The following is a 20,114-nucleotide window of genomic DNA, read 5'->3' as shown; positions in this document are numbered from 1 at the left end:
AAGGCAGGTTAGGCTTTAAAGCCTAACCTAAGAAACCCAAAAAGTATGGAAAGTTATCTTCTTTCGTCCGCTTCTTCGCCGATTTCCCATTCTTCAATGGCAACCTCGGTGATTTTTCCGGTTGCAGCATCGACTTCCACTTTTGTTTCAACGCCTTTGCTGTCTACAATATCAAACTCATAACTCGTATCACCGTTTGCTTCAACTTCATATTCCACTTCTTCAACAACGCCCGGATAGGCTTTTAAAGCCGTTGCTTTGGCATCTTCTTCTGTCACTTTCATTTTGCTTTTGAAAGCAAGGCTATTAGGTGAGCTAACTTCTGATTCGGTTTCAAAGATTTTGCCACTATTGGCATCGCACATATATTCCCATTCGAAACCATTGGCATCTTTAAGCTCTATTTCATAAACCGCTTTGCCTTTGACATTGAGCTTTTCCAGCTTCACCAGATCGCCTGATTTTTGTGCTTGAATATCCGCGATACATTTTTCCAAGCCATTGTCACCAGCCTGTACGCTAAACGAAGCGCCAAAGGCGATAATCAATGCACCATTGATAATTGATTTATTCATAGCTCATCTCCCGAAAATACAAATGAATATTAAAAAACAGGAAAAATTCCTATTTTTTGGGAATTTTAACTTTTATCATTTGACAAGTCCATGTTTTTTTGCAAATGCAAAGATATCTTGCTGCGTTCTAACAGCAAGTTTTTTTCTCAATTGCGCCTGACAATTGAAGGCTGTTTTAGGGCTTATCGACAATAGCGTTGCAATTGTTTGAATGGAATAGCCCTCAGCTAACAGACAAAAAACATCATATTCCCGGGCGGTGAGATGCTTAAAAGGCAGTAACATTTTTTTTATTTGTCGCAACGCCAAAATTTGGACGAAATCAGCGTCTAAATATATCTGCTCTTCTGCTATAGTCTGTAAACACTTTGATATTGCCGCCTCGCTAGGCTGCGTTAAAATACCCGATGCGCCTAACTGCAAATAATGTAAAGCTTGCTGTATGTCTGCAACATCAAGCACTACCCATTTAGCCATGTGTTTTTGCTGAACGTGCTGGCTAATATTCTCCATTCCCATTGCAGCATCAAACACAATCAAATCAGGCTTGGCATCGGCTCCTGACAGATGCTCCAGTTTGTCTGTCTCATGTAGTGTAACTCCCTTCAAGCCTTGAAATAATTTAAAAGCCGATAAATCCAGCACCTCGCCCTGAAGGACAAGGTTTTCTTTAAGAAAATATTGCTCCTTTTCATCCTCGCCATCAATGGCGAGGTGTTGGGAGGTGCTGGATAAATTTCCCAATGCTGAAGAAACTAATAAAATATGCATGATTTTCTATGCGTTTTCATAACCCATTTAAAACGCAAAAAGGGGGCTTAAGCCCCCTGTTTTACGTCAAACAATAAAAGCCTAATTGATTATCAATGTTTTCTTAATAATCTTAGGCGTAATAAATATCAATAGTTCTGTACGGTTATCGCTTACTTCTTTTTTCCTGAACAGAAAGCCTACGCCAGGTAAGTCACCAAAGAAAGGTACTTTATAAATTTGATTGGCTTCATTCTGCTCATAAACCCCGCCTAGTACAACTGTTTCACCATCCCTGACTAGGGGCTGTAAGTCTTGCAAACACATTTTCAACGAGATGGCGATATTTGTAGAGACACCAATCCATTTCATCATTTCCCCGAGTTGAATTCTTTTTTCTTGGGATAACAGGAACAGCCCTTTGTCTTTAATTTGAAGACGTAATGCTTCACTGTCATAGCCTCTGTCAGCAACTATATAGTCACCTTTTGGGAGCTCTGCAACTAATTTCGGTGCTTCTTTACAGTCATGAACTTCGCCGCCTGTCACTGAGAAATGAATAGGAAGACCACAGGCATCAACGGCCATATGAATTTTACTGGTGTTCCCGGCGACAGATTTCCCTATCGCTGTTTCTTGTTCACAGGCCGCACCACTACTATGCTGATGTGCTTTCACAATACTCCCATCAATAAATTCCCATTCCAGGTCTGGATCAACAACCAAGGCGTTAAAAATACCCATCAGTTTTTCTTTACGAGACCAGTCATTGAATCGTTTATATACCGCATTCCAATTACCAAAAGCCGTACCTCGCCACTCGGTGTAATTTGTGGCGTAACATTCAGTTCCAATACCGCATCAATTAACTGAGTTTGAGTACCAATACCGCATCAATTATTCTGACTGACCGTTTGATAAAGGGATTTGTACCCCTTGCTTAATAATCGCTTTCTCCCGATTGATCGTCATGACTCTAGGGTTAGCCAACACTTCTCCTTTTCCATTATTTTCCAAAGCCTGCAATTCAAGGTTTAATACATAATCTGCACCTCTGGCCAATGTCATCCCCAAAGCGCCAACCGGGTGATTTTTAATACCTGCTGCGGCCAAATCAACCAATGTATTACTCACAGTCGTCGTGCCATTGATATTCCCTGATGTTCCCCTATGTCAACATACCTGTCGCCTAGGAAATTTTAAATCAGGAGACAAAAATGAGCGTATTTAGCCAAGAATTTAAAGTACAATCAGTAGAAAAGCATTATCCAGAAGACCAGAACAATCGCTAAAGCAAATTGCAGTTACTTTAGGTGTGGGTTACTCCACACTTCAAAAATGGATTCGGTTAGCTAAGAAAAATCAACTCGAAAAAACAGAGTCAAACATGTCAAAAGAAAAAAGCCCTCAAGATTGGAATACAGTAGAACGTTTTGAAGCCATTGTTCATTGTCATCATCTCACCGATGATCAGGCTAGCGCCTATTGTCGTGAACAAGGCATCTACTTACATCATCTAAATACCTGGAAAGCGGAATTTTTGTCAGAATCTAAATCAACAGAATCCGTATATAAACAGGCGCAAACAAAACTCAAACAAGAAAACAAGCGTTTGCATAAGGAGCTAAACCGCAAAGAGAAAGCGTTATCAGAAACAGCGGCTTTACTGGTGTTATCAAAAAGTGCCAAGCGATCTGGGGGAAAAGGCGGCCGATTAATCGCCTACTCAGATCGCCAACACTACAGCGCACTCATTGATGTCTCAGAAGACCTACGACTGCACAATACAGCGCCTGTGCACAATCAATTATCCGAGGCCATCAAGCAAGAAATCATCACCGTGATTAATAAACCGGAATACAGCGCTTTAACGCCGCATCAAATCGTTCCGAGGTTATTGGATTTGGGCTGCTATCTCGCATCAGAATCAACCTTTTATCGTGTCATGAAAGCCCACAACCAGCTTAAGCACAGAGCTAAAGGAGCCGCAGGTCAGCATAATAAACCGCAGTCACTCAAAGCCACACAGGCCAATCAAATCTACTCGTGGGATATTACGTATTTATTAAGCCCCGTCAAAGGGCAGTATTTTTACCTCTACATGGTGATGGACATCTATAGTCGGAAAATCGTAGGCTGGCAAGTTCATGATGCCGAATCAAGCGCACACGCTGCTGATTTGATCGAAGATATCGCTCGCCGGGGAAAACATCGACAAAAAGCAATTGGTGATACATTCTGACAACGGCAGTCCGATGAAAGGCGCAACATTAAGGGCCAAATTGGTCGATTTAGACATTGCCACGTCGTTCAGCAGACCTCGTGTCAGTAATGATAATCCTTATTCAGAATCGTTATTTAAAACAGTCAAATATCATCATACCTTTCCAGAAAACCCTTTTAAAACATTAAGCGAAGCCAGGAACTGGGTTGAAGCTTTCGTTTGTTGGTTCAACAATGAACATCAACACAGTGCGCTCAAGTTTGTAACACCCAACCAACGCCATAACGGCTTAGACAGCGCCGTACTCGAAAAAAGAAAACGAGTCATCGAGCAAGCAAAAAGAGACAATCCAGAGCGATGGAATGGACGACAAACACGAAATTTAACGCCCATTGGCCATGTTTATCTTAGGGGCTGTTGCCGTTTTGAAAATCCCCTTGAAATTCAATAACTCCGCCACATAGATTGTTTATTTTGACTCAAAAACAAGCAAACTATGCCGCGACAACTGCTTACGGATAAGATAATTATGTTGAAAATGGGAATTTATGACAAACCTTGTCTTCGAAAAACAGTCGAAGGTATTTTTATCGCTTGCGAGTAGGTTGTCCCTGGAGAGATTTACCCACGGCTTTTGGTAATTGGAATGCGGTATATAAACGATTCAATGACTGGTCTCGTAAAGAAAAACTGATGGGTATTTTTAACGCCTTGGTTGTTGATCCAGACCTGGAATGGGAATTTATTGATGGGAGTATTGTGAAAGCACATCAGCATAGTAGTGGTGCGGCCTGTGAACAAGAAACAGCGATAGGGAAATCTGTCGCCGGGAACACCAGTAAAATTCATATGGCCGTTGATGCCTGTGGTCTTCCTATTCATTTCTCAGTGACAGGCGGCGAAGTTCATGACTGTAAAGAAGCACCGAAATTAGTTGCAGAGCTCCCAAAAGGTGACTATATAGTTGCTGACAGAGGCTATGACAGTGAAGCATTACGTCTTCAAATTAAAGACAAAGGGCAGCCCCTAATCCGGATAAGGAAAATTTCAACACAACAGAATGTCAAGCAGCTTAATAAAATTCATTTCGTAAATTATTGCAAAAAATGCGACAGGTTGGTTGACATTTAGCGGGCCCAGAGGAGGTATTCATTTTAGTAAAGTACGTTCTTCTGAATATAATCCTGATATATGTATCATATCTGTTGCTCACTTGTTATGGAAAGAAGAAGCTATAAGCTATTTGCAGCACTTGGGTGTAACAGAGAAGCTAACTAATAAAACAAGAAAAAAATTATATGAATACATCTCAGAGCTCTCTAATATCAATGAATTGATTTCCTGGATCAAGAATCAGTTTATGTCCCGTGAAAACTGGCGAGCTGTTCAGAGACCTTTGTGATGTGATGATTTACTCCTACCTGTTTCCAGGTGGATAAATTGCCTGTATTTTCTTTTCCTATCATTGTATTATTTATTCGTTTGTCACCATGAGAATAACTTACACCGCAAAAATGACCTGAACGTACTACAGCTTCACAATGCTCTTTCATCTGAGCGGGGTTGTCTCGATAAGCAGTACCTTTTGTGACAAACCAGACATCATCACTTGTATAGACGATCTTCCCAGCCGGTTTAATTTTCCTCATATCTTGATTGATAAATTCAGGTGTTTCTATCGTGTAATCCCCAAATGTTGGAGACCTTATTTCACCAATGTCATTAATCAATTGTTTGTATAATAACCATTCGTGCCGTTCAATTTCACCGCCTGGTCGTTTTATTTCTGAGAGTCTTAGTGATGTTGCTGAGAGTATGAATGAGCGGTATTCGTTTATATTCTCTATTCTTTTAATACGCACTACTAGGGCTTTTGAGAATATATCATAGGGCGTAAATGATTCTGGTTTTCCTAGGTCAATAACCAAATCAACTTCTTCGCGAGTCACTGATATCGACTTCATTAAATCTTCAACTAAAGTATTAAATGATGGCTTCATTAATTCCTCTAGTTTAAACCGAAAGCATACTCCATGTTTGTCCTGCTTTATAATTGACTTAATGTCTTTTAATAACGATTTGTCACTTTCTAAGCCACAAACAGGCACAGCAGAACAATCACAGTCACGTAGCTCTGAGAATATATGAGAAATTACAGACAAACCACTGTCCATAGTCTCAGTTTCAAGGCTATAGTGAAGGTCTATCAGCGCCTTCCTACCCCATTTTTCACAAAACTTTTTCCCAAATGGAACTATATGTTCCTGTACCGTTTTTTTGTAACCGTTCACAACACTTGCCAAACCACCCAAAAATCAGAAAATTCGTGTATGAGCAAACTCCCACTGGATTTCACCCAACCGCCACCTTTGCCTGAGACATTAGAAGAGTCTCACCAGGTGATTTTGACGTTGTGGGAAGCGATTAGGCAACTCCAAATCTGGAAAGAGGAACTGGAGGAACAATTAAATAATGGTTCCGACAATTCCTCAGCACCGCCCTCACAAGACAGCCCTAAAAACGCGCGGAACGCCACCGCAAAACCCCGACGGGGCGTAAAAAAGGGGCGCAGACGGGCCACAAAAAGCACGAACGGACGTTATTGCCCGAAGACCAGGTCGACCACATCAAGCGCTACTATCCGCATGCAGTCTGTGGTTGTGGTGGAACAGTCCAGATAGAATCGTTACCAACGCCATCAAGTTTTTGATTTACCTGAAGTGCGCTATGAAGTCACCGAACATCAGTGCTACGCAGGTTGTTGTCAACGCTGTGGACAGCACCATAAAGCCCATCTGCCCGACGCCGTTCCTGCCGGCCAAATGGGGCCGGGTCTGATTGCCTGGATCAACCTGATAAATGGCCGTTACCACCTGACCTTAAGACAGATTGAAAGTCTGCTCCAGGAACAATGGGGCCTGACCTTCAGTTTAGGAGCTATCAGCCAAAGCCAGAAAAAGCTCAATGACTGGCTGGCCCCGTCTATCAACAAATCGGTGAAGCGGTTCGTGCCGCGAATCTCGGCTATGCCGATGAAACCCGACACTACCGGAATCGCAGCACCTACTGGCTCTGGTCCTTATCCACCGACCAGGCCGCCTACTTTCTGACCCACTATTCGCGCGGTAAAGGCGCGGCCAACGCTTTACTCGGCAACTTCAATGGCGTCTTAGTCACCGACCGCCATGGTGCTTACAACGACTATGCAGCCAATAAACACCAATATTGCTGGGCGCATATCATCCGTAACTTGGAAAAAATAGCCCAACGCCGGGGACAAGCAGGCAAAGACGGTCAAAAATTGCTGAGGCTGGCTCGATTAGGGTACGATGCGCCAAACGCTGGCAACAAAGCGACTATCAAAGCCAGCATTATCGACAGCGACTGGAAAAGCTCCGTCAACGCCTCAAAACCCAACTGGAACAGAGCGCACTCATCCATGGAAAAACCAAAACCGGCAACAGCTGCCGCAAACTGCTAAAGGATTTTCCAAGGCTCTGGACCTTTCTGGACCATCCCGGTGTGCCGCTGACCAACAATGCCGCGGAGAGGTCGTTGCGCCCTTATGTTATCTGGCGGAAAATCAGTTTTTTCAGTCAATCACACCGCGGCGATCAGTTTCGGCCGATGATCTTGTCCGTGATCGAGACCTGTAGACGGTTAGGGCTTAATCTGTATCAAACCCTCAGAACGATTTGCACTCAGGGTCTGACAGATGGCCAAGTCTCTTACCGCTTACCTATCCCTGAGCAGCAAGCGGTTATAAGGGTGTGAACGGTTACTTTTTTTGGCCTCCATTCTTCAAAATCAAATTCTACAGGAGGGATAACGATTAATGGACGTATATTATCTTTGATGTTTTTATCCAATCTTAAAAGTGCCTGATATTCACCTAATCTCCATTTAAGTATGGGGACATATTTGTCATATCCTATATTCACCCTTGTTCTCCTATATATTTTCTCACCATACCTTGACCAACCATGTCAGAAAGTATCGTATAATTATTTCTTTCTTTTCTTATTCTCCCAGCGATAATGCTAGGATGCACACCAATATTTTCAGCATCTAATTTGATGGATTCTTCTGACATAGAAAAACGAGATAAACACATGTCCCAGGATTCTTCTGGGATTAATGAATCTAACGCAAATTTATCAGCCTCTCTTTCTATTTCGTCACTATCAGAATTTCCCTCTTCATCAAAGAAATCCATATTTAATGAGTCATATAAATGTAATAAAACATGTCCTAGCTCATGCATTAAAACAAACCAAAAATTATCTAGTCGATCAAATCTCAATGTTAAAGCAATAATTGGATTACCGGTTTCAAGAAGCATTGCAGCACCATCCAGGTATGTTCCTGGTAAATGCTCTTCTGTCACGAGAATTATGCCTTTTTAGCAAGGAATTCTTTGACTAATAATGGTGCTTTTTCATCAACAGAAAGCTCTACTAAGTCTTTCACCCAATGATCACTAAATTCATATTCACTAATTTCGTGATTTTCATATGTATTTCTGGCCTTTTGTATAATACGCGCCTGCCATGCAAGTAGCGAGTACTCATTAGGTGTATTCTTGCCGTGGAACTTTTTCCTATGTAAAGCAGTTGCAAACTGTGGTCCAGCCGTATTAGAAAAGAACTCTTTAACTGTAAGTGCTGGAGATATTTTATTTTTTATATCAATCCAACCTTTTTTCAGCATTTCCTTAATAGGAAACTTATTCCAGTCGACAGCGTTTTCTTCATCCCATACGAATAAAGAATCAGCTCCTTTATAGTTGGCGCCACTCCAGGATTCAGTGAATTTAACCTCAAGCACACTCGCTATATTAATAAGCTTTGAAAGACTAGCTCCCATATAATTTGATGCCTCGTACCTTTGTATTTGTTGTTGAGGCATACCAAGTATTTCGGCAAATTCTTTCTGTGACAGCCCTTTAGATATTCGTGCTCGTATTAATGTTTTAGGTAACACATTTAGGTCAGAACATTCTGTATATTTTATTTTACCTTCTTTAAGAAGCTCATACTCAGTAACCTGAGCCATAAGATCTGAAATCTGACTTTTTAAAGCAGATATCTGTGCTTCCTTTAACCAGTCTGGTGCTGCTTCTTCTTCAGCTATTTCAACAAGGTTATTTTTCAGTGCTTCTATCTGCTTAGACGTTATCTTAAACTGTCTTTCGTTATAAATCATGATTATACGCCTTCAACATGGCTTTGTTGCATAAATCATAAGGATCCCCATATTATAGGGCATGGACAAAAAAAAGAAACAACGCTACAAACTAAAGAATTGTACTGCTATTCAATGCGCATTGACCCTGAGAGAACTCTTTAAGCTGCCGTTGAGAGCGACACAGGGATGTTTGTTGTCGTTAGTCCAGTTATTAAAGCTGTCTATCCAGATTCCTCATTACAGTACATTAAGTCGCCGCCAGCAAACTCTGGAGGTTCGGCTGCCTCGTTCAAGCAGTCGAACGCCAAGACACTTAGTCGTCGATTCGACCGGCTTAAAAGTCTACGGTGAAGGCGAGTGGAAAGTTCGCAAACATGGTGCCAGCAAGCGCAGAACCTGGCGTAAACTCCATATCATGGTTGATGCACAAACGCAGGAAGTCGTGGCAGTTGAGATGACGGCTAATTTTGTTGGTGATTCCGAAGTCTTGCCGGATTTATTAGAGCAGCTGGATGAACACGACCAAGTTGCCAGTGTGGCGGCGGATGGCGCTTATGATACGATCCAGTGTCATCAGGCGATTCGTAACAAAGGCGCCGATGCATTGATACCGCCGCGGGAAGGGGCGGTGGAATGGCCGAGTGATGAAGATGGGAGAACTCATCCAAGAACAGCGATTGTTCAACGTTGCGCTGAAATCGGGAGAAAGGCATGGAAACAAGAAAGTGGTTATCATCTGACTCATGCGGCTATTTGAAAAGTCGAGAAAGACAGGGTCTAAGAGCTTGGGATTGACTGAATCAGGGTCCCAGCACCCATCGTAGTCATTGGGTTTAGGTTTGCCTGTTACAAAACTTCCCATATTCGTTTACACTCTGCATTGTCGAATCATTCCGATGATGATTATTAAAATCGGCTTCAGTTGTGGAGACCTAAGCGCCAACTAAGCAAACTTGATTAAAACGACTTTTCTCATTGTCGAATCATTCCCAAAATCGGTTCAGGTAGCTGCAACGAACGCGTTCGCTAACGCTTTTCAAATAATCACGCTGAAAGCGTTCTTGCTTCGGAAAACAGGCGTTCAATCCTGATTTAATGTCCTCAGCAATCGTTTTATACAAACGCCAGGGTGTCAATGCACGCGGCCCATCCATTTTCGTCAAGGCCTTGGTAAAACACCGCTGCGCGATCTTTTCCGTAACCACCGCATACAGAAGTTTGCCCTGTAAATACAATTCGGCCAATTGACTGTCTTTACGGGCACGTAATTGATTGATCGCCAACAGGCTTTTCAGCCGTTTGATCACCAATTCCACCTGCCAGCGTACACGATAGAGCGCGGCAGCCGTTTCGGTGCTGAGCAACTCGACCGGCACGGACGTTAAAATTAAGACCCATTCACTGAGATAGAGCGTTTTTTCCTGGGCTGTACGTCCTTTGTTCTGCGCTCTGAGTTTCGCTTTACGCCGGGCTTGCGCCGCTTTTTCGGCAGGTAACGGAACCGCATGTACCGTGCAGGCGATTCGTTTAGTATCATGGCACAAATAAACCGGAATAGCCCCCGCTTGTTTCCCGAGACGTTGTAATTTCGTTTCCCAGTCAATTTTTATCATTTTGCCGTGCTCGTCAAGCTCGTATAAATTCATGCTGTGTGCGTTATAGCGCAGCACAATATCGCCACCTCGGTCAATAAAAGGCACCAACGACTTCGGTTGATTGTAGCCACGATCAATCAACACGACATCGCCCGATTCCAGCACATAATGGTCAAGGCTTTCGCCAATCTTGTCCGTACTGACTTCAACCTGGCGCAATGTCAGTGAAATCAAATCTATCGCGATATGTAGCCGATACGTGGTTTCTGTCGCACCGGGTTCCTGCACGGTCGAGCCATCAATAATAACGAAGCTTAATGAACCACTGTCAACCACCTGATGCAACCCAAATACGCCCGATAGCAAGGATTTTACCCAAGGAACGCAGGCCGCCAGTCTTTTTACCGCCGTATCACTTAAGTGAGCCCTGTAAGTGAGCCACCTCGCCGGCGCAACTCCGCAAGGAGAAATCCAGACCACAGTAGAGCATCACCAACTGTAACAGTTGTAAGGGCGAACGGATCTTGCGCGCACGCGTGAAGGCTTTAAATTCATAGGCTTGTTGTTGATAATCTTCTGGAAGTTCTTGCACAAATTGTTCAAAACGAGTATCTATGTGAGGTGGCTGCTTTTTCATAGGGTTTTCACTTTTGTCGGCAAAAGACTCTATGTGGTGGCCACACCTTTATTTTTCAACACGTAATCAATGATTTAATGGCTTAAGTTGGCGCTTATGGGGTAGAACACCCCAAGGAGCGCCATCAATTTCGATTAAGTCTGGAATCATGAACACAAATTAAGTCTGTAACAATTAACACAACAATAATGTTGTGTTAATGAAATGTCAATAAAATAAAATGGTTATTTTAAAGTTGTTTATATAATTACCTTTACGCATAGTATAATTATGTTAATTAACTAATATTTAAACCTTGCTTTTGGTTTTTTTATACCAAATAATGCATAGTATTCCTATGCAAATATACAGATTTAAAAACCAGTGAAACCCCAAACCACAAGAGAACCTCTGGAAAATCAGTTACCGGATGGCCTGATAGTTGACCGTGCCTGGCTGGCAGATCGGGGTTTTGAGCGCCCTTTGGTGGACTACTACCTGCGCTCCGGTGCACTGGTGCCGGTTGCCCGTGGCGCTTATCGTCGTCCTGGCCCTCCTTTGAAATGGGAGCATGTGGTTTATTCTCTTCAGGAATTGGGTTATTCCATACATGTAGGTGGTCGTTCTGCATTGGAGCTACAGGGTTTTGCCCATTACCTGTCGATGCAGGGAGTGCAGCAGATACACCTTTATGGTGCAGCTAAATTACCTGGCTGGGTCAGTAAGTTGGATGCATCCTATCAGTTGATTCTAAACAAGGCTCAGCTGTTTGATGTGTCTGTAGCTGAGGCTATAAGCACAAAGCCTTTTGGGCACTGGGACTGGCCGCTACGCTATGCCACGCCTGAGCTGGCATTATTAGAGCTGGCATCTGAGGTTAAGCAGAATGCAGATTTTGAAATGTTGGATAAGCTGTTTGAGTCTGCCACGTCACTGCGGCCCCGGTTGCTGATGAAATTGCTAAAAGCTTGCCACAATGTGAAAGCCAAACGTCTGTTTTTGTGGTTTGCCGAGCGTCATGGTTTTGCCTGGTTTAAACGACTGGAGGTTGACGCTGTTAGCCTGGGTAGTGGCAAACGTGTCATCGTCAAAGGCGGTGCCCTTGATAAGAAATACCAGATAACCGTGCCCAAACAAATGACAAGAGAGAGTGTAGATGGATTCGAACAATCCTTTTTATAAACAGGTGAGCTTGCTGGTTCAGCTTCTGCCTATTGTGGGGCAGCAGGCCTGTTTTGCCCTGAAAGGTGGAACAGCGATAAACCTGTTTGTGCGTGACATGCCTCGGTTGTCTGTTGATATCGATCTGGCCTACCTGCCAATGGTAGAACGTAGTCAGGCGCTTGCTGAAATTGATAGAGCGTTAAAAGCCATAGCCGCTGAAACTGAACTGCGATTACCTGGAATTAATGTGATAACGCAGCCGAATCCGCAAACAGGGACTTTGCTTAAGCTGAATATTGCCAGCTACGATGCCAAAGTTAAAGTAGAAGTCACGCCGGTACTTCGTGGTGCGGTTTATGACGCTGAAACCCGCAGAGTACGGCCTTCTGTGGAGGAACACTTTGGTTTTGCTGAAGTATCGCTCTTGAGCTTTAATGATTTATATGCCGGTAAGCTCTGTGCCACACTGGATCGCCAGCATCCCCGTGACTTGTATGACACTTTGTTGCTATTGGATAACGAGGGAATCAGTCGGGAACTGGTGGTTGCCTTTCTGGTGTATCTAATGGGCCATAACCGGCCTATGGCCGAATTACTTGCGCCAAGAAAAAAGCCATTGGCAGACATGTATGAGTCAGAATTTAAGGGTATGACATTTAATGACGTGGGTGTTGAAGTTCTTGAAGCCACACTGCCCAGATTGGTTGAAATGCTACATGCCAGTTTAACTGATGATGACAAAGCCTTTTTGTTGTCTTACAAGGAAGGATCACCTGATTGGGAACACCTGGGTATACCGCATATAGAACGACTTCCATCTGTACGCTGGAAGTTGCTTAATCTCGATAAAATGAACAAGAAAAAACGCATAGAAGCCATTGGCAATCTGGAAGCAGTCTTGCAAGGAGGCAGTCATGTCTGAGTATCAATTTGTAGAGCGCCCCTTATTAACCCAACTGGAGTCAATGGGTTGGATGGTGATTGACCAGGGGGCTGGTATTCCCGACGACCCGACAAAAAGTCTGAGGTCTGATTTCAGGCAATGGTTGCTGAAGGATGTGTTCATAAAATCTGTTCGCAAGATCAACAAAACAGACAAAAATGAAAGCTGGCTAACGGATTCTCAACTTGAACAGTTGTATGAGGACTTTATCGACTTTGGCACCCAGAAACTGTTACAGGCTAATGAGGAATGTTTAAGCCGTTTATTCAAATGGCAGGTCGATGAAAACACACTAACGGGTGAGCAAGACCCTGTGGTCAAGATCATTGATTTTGAACACTGGGAAGCCAATGCGTTTATTGCCATTAACCAGTTTCGAATCGATACGCCCGGTGGGGTCAAGGAATTTATCATCCCCGATATTGTATTGTTTGTTAATGGACTGCCTTTGGTGGTAATTGAGTGTAAAGAGGCGAATGGCTATGCCTCTGACCCCATGCACGAAGCCATTGAACAGCTCAGACGTTATGCCGATGTGCGGGAAGAGACCATTGCCGCTGGCCTTAAGGAAGGTGAGCAACGGCTTTTCTGGACTAATCAGTTAATGGTTGCCACCCATGATGAAGATGCTAGATACGGTACCATTACGGCCGGTGAGGATTACTTCTTTCAATGGAAAAGTATTTATCCTGATGAAACCCCTTATGTCGATGCAGTAATTGGGCGTCACCGGCCACAGGAGAATCTGGTGCAGGGGATGTTGCATCCGCAGAAATTGCTGGACATGATGCGCAGCTTTACCCTGTTTATGGATGCGGGTGACAAGCGTATCAAGGTGGTTTGTCGCTATCAGCAATACCGGGCCGTTCACAAGATTATCGAGCGTATTCGTGCGGGTGAAACCAGTCTTGAGCGTTCCGGCGTTGTCTGGCATACCCAGGGCAGCGGCAAGTCGCTGACGATGGTGTTTCTGGTGCGCAAAATGCGTCGTGATGCGGAACTGAAAGATTACAAGATCGTGGTGGTGAATGACCGCCGCGATCTTGAACAGCAGTTAACTGAAACCGTGGCGTTGACTGGCGAGAAGCCGGTGGTTATCAAAAGCTCTGGCGATCTGAAAGAGAAGCTGGCCAGGGACAGTTCCAATTTGAATATGGTGATGTTGCACAAGTTTCGTGAAGCAGACGATAGCTATGTTCCTGACTATGTTCGTATTGCCATGCAGCAACAAGCGGCAAACGAGTCTGACAGCCAATATCCGAAAGTCGCGGAGCCGGTTTTGTTCGAATCTTTTGGTGTGGTGAATCCATCAGAGAAAGTACTGGTATTGATTGACGAAGCCCACCGGACACAACGCTCAGGGACTGAACGAGCCAGTCTTTCAGATAATTTATTTGATGCTTTCCCGAATGCGACACGTATTGCATTTACCGGCACACCGTTAATTGCCAAACACCATAGTGATCCAACCTGGAAGCGATTTGGGGTGGATGCCAGTTCTGCTTATATCGACAAGTATCGGCTACAGGATGCGGTTGATGACGGTGCTACCTTGCAGATTTTATATGAAGGTAAAACAGCAGAAGTGGCGATTCAGGGGCGTTCAGGATTTGATCGAAAGTTTGAGGATCTGTTTCGAGACCGGTCGGAAGAAGAATTGCTGGCGATTCGTAAAAAGTACGGCGCCGCAGGTGATGTACTGGAAGCAGAAGAACGTATTAAGGAGATTGCAGATGATCTTGTTCGGCATTATGCGGCCAATATTCTTCCCAGTGGCTTTAAGGCACAGGTGGTTTGCTCATCGAAACAGGCGGCCATCCATTATCAGACCTCTATCCGTTCAGCCTTACAGAAGCTGATTGAAGAAGAGCAGTCAAAAGAGGATAGGCTGCGGGATGATGCGTTATTAAAACAATTACAGTTTATTGATGCCGTTGTGGTGATTTCATCTGAAGGCACCAATGAAAAAGCCGTGTTTGTTAAGGCACGCAAGGAAGCTAGAGAACTTAATGCGGTAAAAAGTTTCAAGAAGGCATTTGACTTTGATGACCCCAAAACAGGGGTGGCATTTTTGATTGTTTGCGATATGCTGCTGACGGGTTTTGATGCACCGATTGAGCAGGTGATGTATCTGGATAAAAAGCTCAAAGAGCATAATCTTCTGCAAGCCATTGCCCGCGTCAATCGAACATATCCGGGAAAGACACGCGGTTATATTGTCGATTATATCGGTCTGGCCAATCATTTACAGGCCGCTCTGTCATTATATTCCGGTGAAGATCAGCAAGAGATTCTGGATGGCTTGAAGAATGTTGAATCGGAAATGCCGATACTGGAAAGCAGATATCGACGTTTGATTCAGTTATTTGAGGAAAACAAGGTGTCGGATATTGAAAGCTTTGTTAAGCAAAAAGACCTGGATGATTCTCAGCGATATCAGGCGCTGGAATCTGCGGTTGAAATACTTGAAGATATAAAAAACCGCGACAGCTTCAGTGTTTATCTGAAAAAATTTATGGAGAGCATGGACATTGTGTTGCCCAATGCCATGGCGCAGCCGTATAAAATCCCCATGTATCAGTTTGCCCATATTCAGGCCAAGGCAAAAGAGCGTTACAAGGATGGGTCCATCAGCTTTACCGGTGTGGGTGAGAAGGTGCGAAAACTCATTAATGAGCATCTGGTATCACTGGGCATCGACCCCCGTATTCCGCCAACTGAGCTGTTTTCAAGCCAGTTTATTACGCAAGTAAAAAAAGAAAAAAGCCCGCGTGCCCAGGCCAGTGAAATGGAACATGCGATTCGCAAGCATTGCAAAGTGAACTGGGAACGTGATCCGGTTCAGTTCAAACGCTTTAGTGAGAAGCTGGAGGCTGTCCTGAAAAAATATCATGATGACTGGGAACACATGGTTTTAGCGCTCGAAGTATTACGGGATGAAATTCAATCCGGTGAACGTCAGGGTAGCGATCCGTTTACCGATTTAATCTGTTCTATCGCTTTTGATGGTGATGATTCAGCAGAAACCATTGCGAAAGTACAGCAGGTTACTGCAAATATTATGGATGTATTGGCCGGGTCATTGGGTGGTCTTAATTTTTGGGAGCGTTCTGAGCTGGTTGATGATCTGGCATCGGAGTTGGATGATGTATTTGTATTGTCGGGTATTATTGAGCTTGCCCAACATAGTGAAGAGCTGGTCACTGAAGTTATTGCGCTGGCCAGACGGCGTGAACAGGATATTCTGGGGCATTAGATGCGGAGCTATCGTGATATTGAATTTAAACTGAAGAAAAGTCCTCGCAAGACGACCAGCATCTATATCGAGCGTGATGGCACCGTAAGCGTGTTGGCACCTGAACCCTACGACATGGAAAAAATTGAGCAGATACTGGAAGCCAAGCGAAGTTGGATTTATCGAAACCTGGCCGAGTGGGAAGACCTGAACAGAACTCGTGTGGAACGTGAGTTTGTGAATGGTGAAGGCTTTCCTTATCTTGGCTCAACCTACTGTTTACAGATTGTTGATGATGCCAAGCATGACCTGTTATTGAAAAATGGACTGTTTATTCTTAAGCGCTCCGCATTATCAAAGGCCAAAGATAAATTTGTAGCATTTTATAAAGAAAAGGGTAAAGCAAGATTACCCAGATATGTTGAGCAATATGCCGGGAAAATGGGCTTGCAGCCAACAGGAATCAGAGTGCAGGAACTCAAAAACCGCTGGGCATCCTGTTCAGCCAATGGCACGCTCAATTTTCACTGGCGATGCATGATGGCACCACTGACAGCGATTGAATATATTGTTGTGCATGAGCTTGCTCACCTGAAGCACCCTAATCACAGCCTTGAGTTCTGGCATACCATAGAAAAGGTTTTACCGGATTATGCTCAGGCTAAAAGCTGGTTGCGCTTGCATGGTGCTGGTTTGGAACTTTGAATGAGATAAATGGGTTGTGATGGCTCAATAAGTCTGTACACAAAAAAATAAAAAAACATTACCCATTTCCACAAGATTATGTAAAAATGCGCACCCTCAAATTTTCACTTCAACGGAGTCTGGTATGAAAACGTCTATCTATACCTATCAGCACAGCACAGTTGTGATGGCTTCGTTGTCTCTATATCGACTGACACCATCCACTGCCATTACCGGCTGAACGTTCCAGATTTAATGGAATGGTCCGCCCCACTTCCTAAACGGCCTCAAATGGGCCAAGATGATAGATTTACTAGAGTTTAGAGCGAACTCACTCAATCACCCCATTCATTTGGCGTGATGTGTGCAAGCTTCCGTTTGTTGATCGTCGTTCAGAATCCGCTATTTGCGTAATTCCCGTCATTTTCTTCCGTCCCCCACCCATCCGGCGGTTCGAATTTTTTGCATGTACGGTGCCACCATTGTCGTACCGGAACATGGCGAAAAATCATCACCAACCCCCTGCGGATTTGTCCCGCCGTGACCGGATTGTCTTTCCGCCAAAGCGAATATCGGCACAGTTGGGCAACCTGTTCGCTGTCCAGCAGGCGCAATAACTGCAACAGACCATAACCCACCTGGGTCAAATGAACCCAACGATGCAGGGTCTGACGGCTTTGCTGCCAGGCTTCTTTCAGTCCCCAGGCCTGCTTCAGTTGATGGAACATCGGTTCAATCGACCAGCGTTCCGCGTAGCTCTCGATCATTTGCTCCGGAGTCAAGCTGACATCGGTACTCAACAGCAGCCGGGCTTTTGTCCATTGGCCTTCATCCCGCTGAAATTCACACCAGACCACACGCACCTTGTGTCCGTTTAGAAACCGGGCCAACAGTACCTTGCTGCGGTAACGCACCGTCTGTTCTTTTCCATACAAGGGCAAGGTCACCACGGTGCGCTTCAAATGCGCAATCCGTTCGGGCGTGTATTTCCGGCCGTATTTCCGCGGACGGCCACGCTGCCCTTTTCTCCGTCGGGGCGGTTCATTATACAACCGGGTATCGATCCGAACCTGACCGATTACAGCAAAGCCCCGGCGCAGCATCGATTCGATAAAGACGCCCTTCATATACCAGCTATCGACCAACACCCGAACCCGATGGCCCTCCAACAGCCGGTAAATGCCGCGAATCAGTACCTGGGCGGCAACCCGTTTGCCCGTATTGCCCGCCGCAGGCACCAATCGGGACAACAACGGCAAGGCCATGGCCTGTTGCCCGGAACGCACCACCCAGGCCAGGCTTACCCAGCATTGACCACGCACATACGCCGCCAGATTCGGCTTGTTGCCATGCTGATGATGCATCTGGCTGCCCGGCGCCTTCTTTGAAGCCCGCAGGGTCAGTGTATCGTCAATGGCCAAATGAATAACATCCGGTTTCACCACCTTCAGCATCAGCCGAACGAACTGCCGCGCCAGTCCCGCTAAATGTCAACCAACCTGTCGCATTTTTTGCAATAATTTACGAAATGAATTTTATTAAGCTGCTTGACATTCTGTTGTGTTGAAATTTTCCTTATCCGGATTAAGATAAACATGGCCAATGGGCGTTAAATTTCGTGTTTGTCGTCCATTCCATCGCTCTGGATTGTCTCTTTTTGCTTGCTCGATGACTCGTTTTCTTTTTTCGAGTACGGCGCTGTCTAAGCCGTTATGGCGTTGGTTGGGTGTTACAAACTTGAGCGCACTGTGTTGATGTTCATTGTTGAACCAACAAACGAAAGCTTCAACCCAGTTCCTGGCTTCGCTTAATGTTTTAAAAGGGTTTTCTGGAAAGGTATGATGATATTTGACTGTTTTAAATAACGATTCTGAATAAGGATTATCATTACTGACACGAGGTCTGCTGAACGACGTGGCAATGTCTAAATCGACCAATTTGGCCCTTAATGTTGCGCCTTTCATCGGACTGCCGTTGTCAGAATGTATCACCAATTGCTTTTTGTCGATGTTTTCCCGGCGAGCGATATCTTCGATCAAATCAGCAGCGTGTGCGCTTGATTCGGCATCATGAACTTGCCAGCCTACGATTTTCCGACTATAGATGTCCATCACCATGTAGAGGTAAAAATACTGCCCTTTGACGGGGCTTAATAAATACGTAATATCCCACGAGTAGATTTGATTGGCCTGTGTGGCTTTGAGTGACTGCGGTTTATTATGCTGACCTGCGGCTCCTTTAGCTCTGTGCTTAAGCTGGTTGTGGGCTTTCATGACACGATAAAAGGTTGATTCTGATGCGAGATAGCAGCCCAAATCCAATAACCTCGGAACGATTTGATGCGGCGTTAAAGCGCTGTATTCCGGTTTATTAATCACGGTGATGATTTCTTGCTTGATGGCCTCGGATAATTGATTGTGCACAGGCGCTGTATTGTGCAGTCGTAGGTCTTCTGAGAGTCCTTCTCCCCGGTTCCAACGCTGATAGGTTCGAGCTGATATACCCACCAGTTCACAGGCTAATTTCTGCCGCGCTCCATTGTCAACGGCTTCATCAATGAGTGCGCTGTAGTGTTGGCGATCTGAGTAGGCGATTAATCGGCCGCCTTTTCCCCCAGATCGCTTGGCACTTTTTTGATAACACCAGTAAAGCCGCTGTTTCTGATAACGCTTTCTCTTTGCGGTTTAGCTCCTTATGCAAACGCTTGTTTTCTTGTTTGAGTTTTGTTTGCGCCTGTTTATATACGGATTCTGTTGATTTAGATTCTGACAAAAATTCCGCTTTCCAGGTATTTAGATGATGTAAGTAGATGCCTTGTTCACGACAATAGGCGCTAGCCTGATCATCAGTGAGATGATGACAATGAACAATGGCTTCAAAACGTTCTACTGTATTCCAATCTTGAGGGCTTTTTCTTTTGACATGTTTGACTCTGTTTTTCGAGTTGATTTTTCTTAGCTAACCGAATCCATTTTTGAAGTGTGGAGTAACCCACACCTAAAGTAACTACAATTTGCTTTAGCGATTGTTCTGGTCTTCTGGATAATGCTTTTCTACTGATTGTACTTTAAATTCTTGGCTAAATACGCTCATTTTTGTCTCCTAGATTTAGCAAACATCAAAAAAGAAGTGAGGCAAACC

General features: G+C 44.4%; 21 protein-coding genes and 4 pseudogenes. 12 read left to right on the top strand and 13 right to left on the bottom strand.

Annotated features, from left to right (window positions below; all coding sequences use genetic code 11):
* Window positions 1–53 precede the first annotated feature (53 nt).
* The 5 genes and pseudogenes from JEU20_RS10535 to JEU20_RS15300 form a co-directional block, all read right to left on the bottom strand.
* The gene (locus JEU20_RS10535) at window positions 54–575 is read right to left on the bottom strand and encodes a PepSY domain-containing protein (RefSeq protein WP_198245641.1); all 522 of its coding nucleotides are present in this window, start codon (window positions 573–575) and stop codon (window positions 54–56) included.
* 75 nt (window positions 576–650) lie between these two features.
* Complete coding sequence (locus tag JEU20_RS10530; RefSeq protein WP_198245639.1) at window positions 651–1,346, bottom strand: response regulator transcription factor; 696 nt, start codon at window positions 1,344–1,346, stop codon at window positions 651–653.
* A gap of 81 nt (window positions 1,347–1,427) precedes the next feature.
* Window positions 1,428–1,652, bottom strand: a complete 225-nt coding sequence (locus JEU20_RS10525) for a hypothetical protein (protein WP_245395229.1) — start codon at window positions 1,650–1,652, stop codon at window positions 1,428–1,430.
* Window positions 1,636–2,144: pseudogene (locus JEU20_RS10520) on the bottom strand (IS5 family transposase); the annotation flags it as partial. The pseudogene JEU20_RS10520 and the gene JEU20_RS10525, both read right to left, overlap by 17 nt.
* A gap of 78 nt (window positions 2,145–2,222) precedes the next feature.
* The gene (locus tag JEU20_RS15300) at window positions 2,223–2,459 is read right to left on the bottom strand and encodes a hypothetical protein (protein WP_245395188.1); all 237 of its coding nucleotides are present in this window, start codon (window positions 2,457–2,459) and stop codon (window positions 2,223–2,225) included.
* Between the two features lie 253 nt (window positions 2,460–2,712).
* On the opposite strand from JEU20_RS15300, the gene JEU20_RS15960 reads away from it, so the two are divergent.
* The 3 genes and pseudogenes from JEU20_RS15960 to JEU20_RS10505 all read left to right on the top strand — a co-directional run.
* Window positions 2,713–3,567 (top strand): DDE-type integrase/transposase/recombinase, encoded by an 855-nt coding sequence (locus JEU20_RS15960; protein WP_425356697.1) that lies wholly within the window; start codon window positions 2,713–2,715, stop codon window positions 3,565–3,567.
* Window positions 3,554–4,000 (top strand): integrase core domain-containing protein, encoded by a 447-nt coding sequence (locus tag JEU20_RS15955; RefSeq protein WP_425356712.1) that lies wholly within the window; start codon window positions 3,554–3,556, stop codon window positions 3,998–4,000. Before JEU20_RS15960 ends, JEU20_RS15955 begins: the two co-directional genes overlap by 14 nt.
* Before the next feature lie 45 nt (window positions 4,001–4,045).
* Window positions 4,046–4,581: pseudogene (locus JEU20_RS10505) on the top strand (IS5 family transposase); the annotation flags it as partial.
* Between the two features lie 326 nt (window positions 4,582–4,907).
* On the opposite strand, the gene JEU20_RS10500 reads toward JEU20_RS10505, so the two are convergent.
* A complete protein-coding gene (locus tag JEU20_RS10500) occupies window positions 4,908–5,840 on the bottom strand; it encodes a beta family protein (RefSeq protein ID WP_214657305.1) in 933 nt (310 codons plus the stop codon).
* Between JEU20_RS10500 and JEU20_RS15950 the strand changes: the two genes are divergently transcribed.
* The 4 genes from JEU20_RS15950 to JEU20_RS15945 are packed head-to-tail and all read left to right on the top strand — an operon-like array spanning window position 5,808 to window position 7,323.
* Entirely contained in the window at window positions 5,808–6,230 is a 423-nt protein-coding gene (locus JEU20_RS15950) for a DUF6444 domain-containing protein (RefSeq protein ID WP_425356696.1), read from the top strand. The genes JEU20_RS10500 and JEU20_RS15950 overlap by 33 nt on opposite strands.
* A 39-nt stretch (window positions 6,231–6,269) precedes the next feature.
* On the top strand, window positions 6,270–6,659 hold the full coding sequence (locus JEU20_RS15295) for a hypothetical protein (protein ID WP_245395187.1): 390 nt from the start codon (window positions 6,270–6,272) through the stop codon (window positions 6,657–6,659).
* Entirely contained in the window at window positions 6,542–7,030 is a 489-nt protein-coding gene (locus JEU20_RS15515; protein ID WP_281066842.1) for an IS66 family transposase, read from the top strand. Before JEU20_RS15295 ends, JEU20_RS15515 begins: the two co-directional genes overlap by 118 nt.
* Complete coding sequence (locus JEU20_RS15945; protein ID WP_425356711.1) at window positions 6,934–7,323, top strand: IS66 family transposase; 390 nt, start codon at window positions 6,934–6,936, stop codon at window positions 7,321–7,323. The genes JEU20_RS15515 and JEU20_RS15945 overlap by 97 nt, the downstream gene beginning before the upstream one ends.
* Here JEU20_RS15945 and JEU20_RS10485 read toward each other — a convergent pair.
* Genes JEU20_RS10485 through JEU20_RS15280 form a run of 3 tightly spaced genes read right to left on the bottom strand, consistent with a single transcriptional unit; the run spans window position 7,278 to window position 8,754 of the window.
* Window positions 7,278–7,490 (bottom strand): beta family protein, encoded by a 213-nt coding sequence (locus tag JEU20_RS10485; protein WP_198245633.1) that lies wholly within the window; start codon window positions 7,488–7,490, stop codon window positions 7,278–7,280. The two genes, JEU20_RS15945 and JEU20_RS10485, sit on opposite strands and share 46 nt — an antisense overlap.
* Window positions 7,487–7,936 carry an ImmA/IrrE family metallo-endopeptidase gene (locus tag JEU20_RS15285; RefSeq protein WP_245395185.1) on the bottom strand — a complete coding sequence of 150 codons (450 nt, stop codon included), beginning with the start codon at window positions 7,934–7,936 and terminating at the stop codon, window positions 7,487–7,489. The genes JEU20_RS10485 and JEU20_RS15285 overlap by 4 nt, the downstream gene beginning before the upstream one ends.
* A 5-nt stretch (window positions 7,937–7,941) precedes the next feature.
* Window positions 7,942–8,754 (bottom strand): helix-turn-helix domain-containing protein, encoded by an 813-nt coding sequence (locus JEU20_RS15280; RefSeq protein WP_245395184.1) that lies wholly within the window; start codon window positions 8,752–8,754, stop codon window positions 7,942–7,944.
* A 61-nt stretch (window positions 8,755–8,815) separates the two neighbouring features.
* Between JEU20_RS15280 and JEU20_RS10475 the strand changes: the two genes are divergently transcribed.
* On the top strand, window positions 8,816–9,493 hold the full coding sequence (locus JEU20_RS10475) for an IS5 family transposase (protein WP_198245631.1): 678 nt from the start codon (window positions 8,816–8,818) through the stop codon (window positions 9,491–9,493).
* Window positions 9,494–9,719: 226 nt separating this feature from the next.
* Here the strand turns inward: JEU20_RS10475 and JEU20_RS10470 are convergent, their stop codons facing one another.
* Both JEU20_RS10470 and JEU20_RS10465 read right to left on the bottom strand, forming a co-directional pair.
* Window positions 9,720–10,697, bottom strand: a complete 978-nt coding sequence (locus tag JEU20_RS10470; protein ID WP_198245629.1) for a transposase — start codon at window positions 10,695–10,697, stop codon at window positions 9,720–9,722.
* A gap of 46 nt (window positions 10,698–10,743) precedes the next feature.
* Complete coding sequence (locus JEU20_RS10465) at window positions 10,744–10,968, bottom strand: hypothetical protein (RefSeq protein ID WP_198245627.1); 225 nt, start codon at window positions 10,966–10,968, stop codon at window positions 10,744–10,746.
* Window positions 10,969–11,331: 363 nt separating this feature from the next.
* Between JEU20_RS10465 and JEU20_RS10460 the strand changes: the two genes are divergently transcribed.
* Genes JEU20_RS10460 through JEU20_RS10445 form a run of 4 tightly spaced genes read left to right on the top strand, consistent with a single transcriptional unit; the run spans window position 11,332 to window position 16,994 of the window.
* Complete coding sequence (locus JEU20_RS10460; protein ID WP_198245625.1) at window positions 11,332–12,129, top strand: type IV toxin-antitoxin system AbiEi family antitoxin domain-containing protein; 798 nt, start codon at window positions 11,332–11,334, stop codon at window positions 12,127–12,129.
* Window positions 12,104–13,033, top strand: a complete 930-nt coding sequence (locus JEU20_RS10455; protein ID WP_198245623.1) for a nucleotidyl transferase AbiEii/AbiGii toxin family protein — start codon at window positions 12,104–12,106, stop codon at window positions 13,031–13,033. Before JEU20_RS10460 ends, JEU20_RS10455 begins: the two co-directional genes overlap by 26 nt.
* The gene (locus JEU20_RS10450; protein WP_198245621.1) at window positions 13,026–16,310 is read left to right on the top strand and encodes a type I restriction endonuclease subunit R; all 3,285 of its coding nucleotides are present in this window, start codon (window positions 13,026–13,028) and stop codon (window positions 16,308–16,310) included. Before JEU20_RS10455 ends, JEU20_RS10450 begins: the two co-directional genes overlap by 8 nt.
* Window positions 16,311–16,994 (top strand): M48 family metallopeptidase, encoded by a 684-nt coding sequence (locus JEU20_RS10445; RefSeq protein ID WP_198245619.1) that lies wholly within the window; start codon window positions 16,311–16,313, stop codon window positions 16,992–16,994.
* Window positions 16,995–17,365: 371 nt separating this feature from the next.
* Here JEU20_RS10445 and JEU20_RS10440 read toward each other — a convergent pair.
* Both JEU20_RS10440 and JEU20_RS10435 read right to left on the bottom strand, forming a co-directional pair.
* Window positions 17,366–18,451, bottom strand: a pseudogene (locus JEU20_RS10440) (IS701 family transposase); the annotation flags it as partial.
* Between the two features lie 60 nt (window positions 18,452–18,511).
* A pseudogene (locus JEU20_RS10435) lies at window positions 18,512–20,066 on the bottom strand (IS3 family transposase).
* Window positions 20,067–20,114: the final 48 nt, after the last annotated feature.

It is taken from the genome of methane-oxidizing endosymbiont of Gigantopelta aegis, from assembly GCF_016097405.1.
In the GTDB taxonomy this organism is placed as follows: domain Bacteria; phylum Pseudomonadota; class Gammaproteobacteria; order Methylococcales; family Methylomonadaceae; genus Methylomarinum.
Note: the sequence above shows the minus strand (reverse complement) of the source record. Positions and strands in the feature narration are given on the sequence as shown.

Bases quoted from the DNA above. Each gene is read 5' to 3' on its own strand.
- JEU20_RS10535 (WP_198245641.1), bottom strand. From the start codon at position 575: ATGAATAAATCAATTATCAATGGTGCATTGATTATCGCCTTTGGCGCT.
- JEU20_RS10530 (WP_198245639.1), bottom strand. From the start codon at position 1,346: ATGCATATTTTATTAGTTTCTTCAGCATTGGGAAATTTATCCAGCACC.
- JEU20_RS10525 (WP_245395229.1), bottom strand. From the start codon at position 1,652: ATGTGTTTGCAAGACTTACAGCCCCTAGTCAGGGATGGTGAAACAGTT.
- JEU20_RS15960 (WP_425356697.1), top strand. From the start codon at position 2,713: ATGTCAAAAGAAAAAAGCCCTCAAGATTGGAATACAGTAGAACGTTTT.
- JEU20_RS15950 (WP_425356696.1), top strand. From the start codon at position 5,808: ATGTTCCTGTACCGTTTTTTTGTAACCGTTCACAACACTTGCCAAACC.
- JEU20_RS15280 (WP_245395184.1), bottom strand. From the start codon at position 8,754: ATGATTTATAACGAAAGACAGTTTAAGATAACGTCTAAGCAGATAGAA.
- JEU20_RS10475 (WP_198245631.1), top strand. From the start codon at position 8,816: ATGGACAAAAAAAAGAAACAACGCTACAAACTAAAGAATTGTACTGCT.
- JEU20_RS10465 (WP_198245627.1), bottom strand. From the start codon at position 10,968: ATGAAAAAGCAGCCACCTCACATAGATACTCGTTTTGAACAATTTGTG.
- JEU20_RS10455 (WP_198245623.1), top strand. From the start codon at position 12,104: ATGGATTCGAACAATCCTTTTTATAAACAGGTGAGCTTGCTGGTTCAG.
- JEU20_RS10450 (WP_198245621.1), top strand. From the start codon at position 13,026: ATGTCTGAGTATCAATTTGTAGAGCGCCCCTTATTAACCCAACTGGAG.
- JEU20_RS10445 (WP_198245619.1), top strand. From the start codon at position 16,311: ATGCGGAGCTATCGTGATATTGAATTTAAACTGAAGAAAAGTCCTCGC.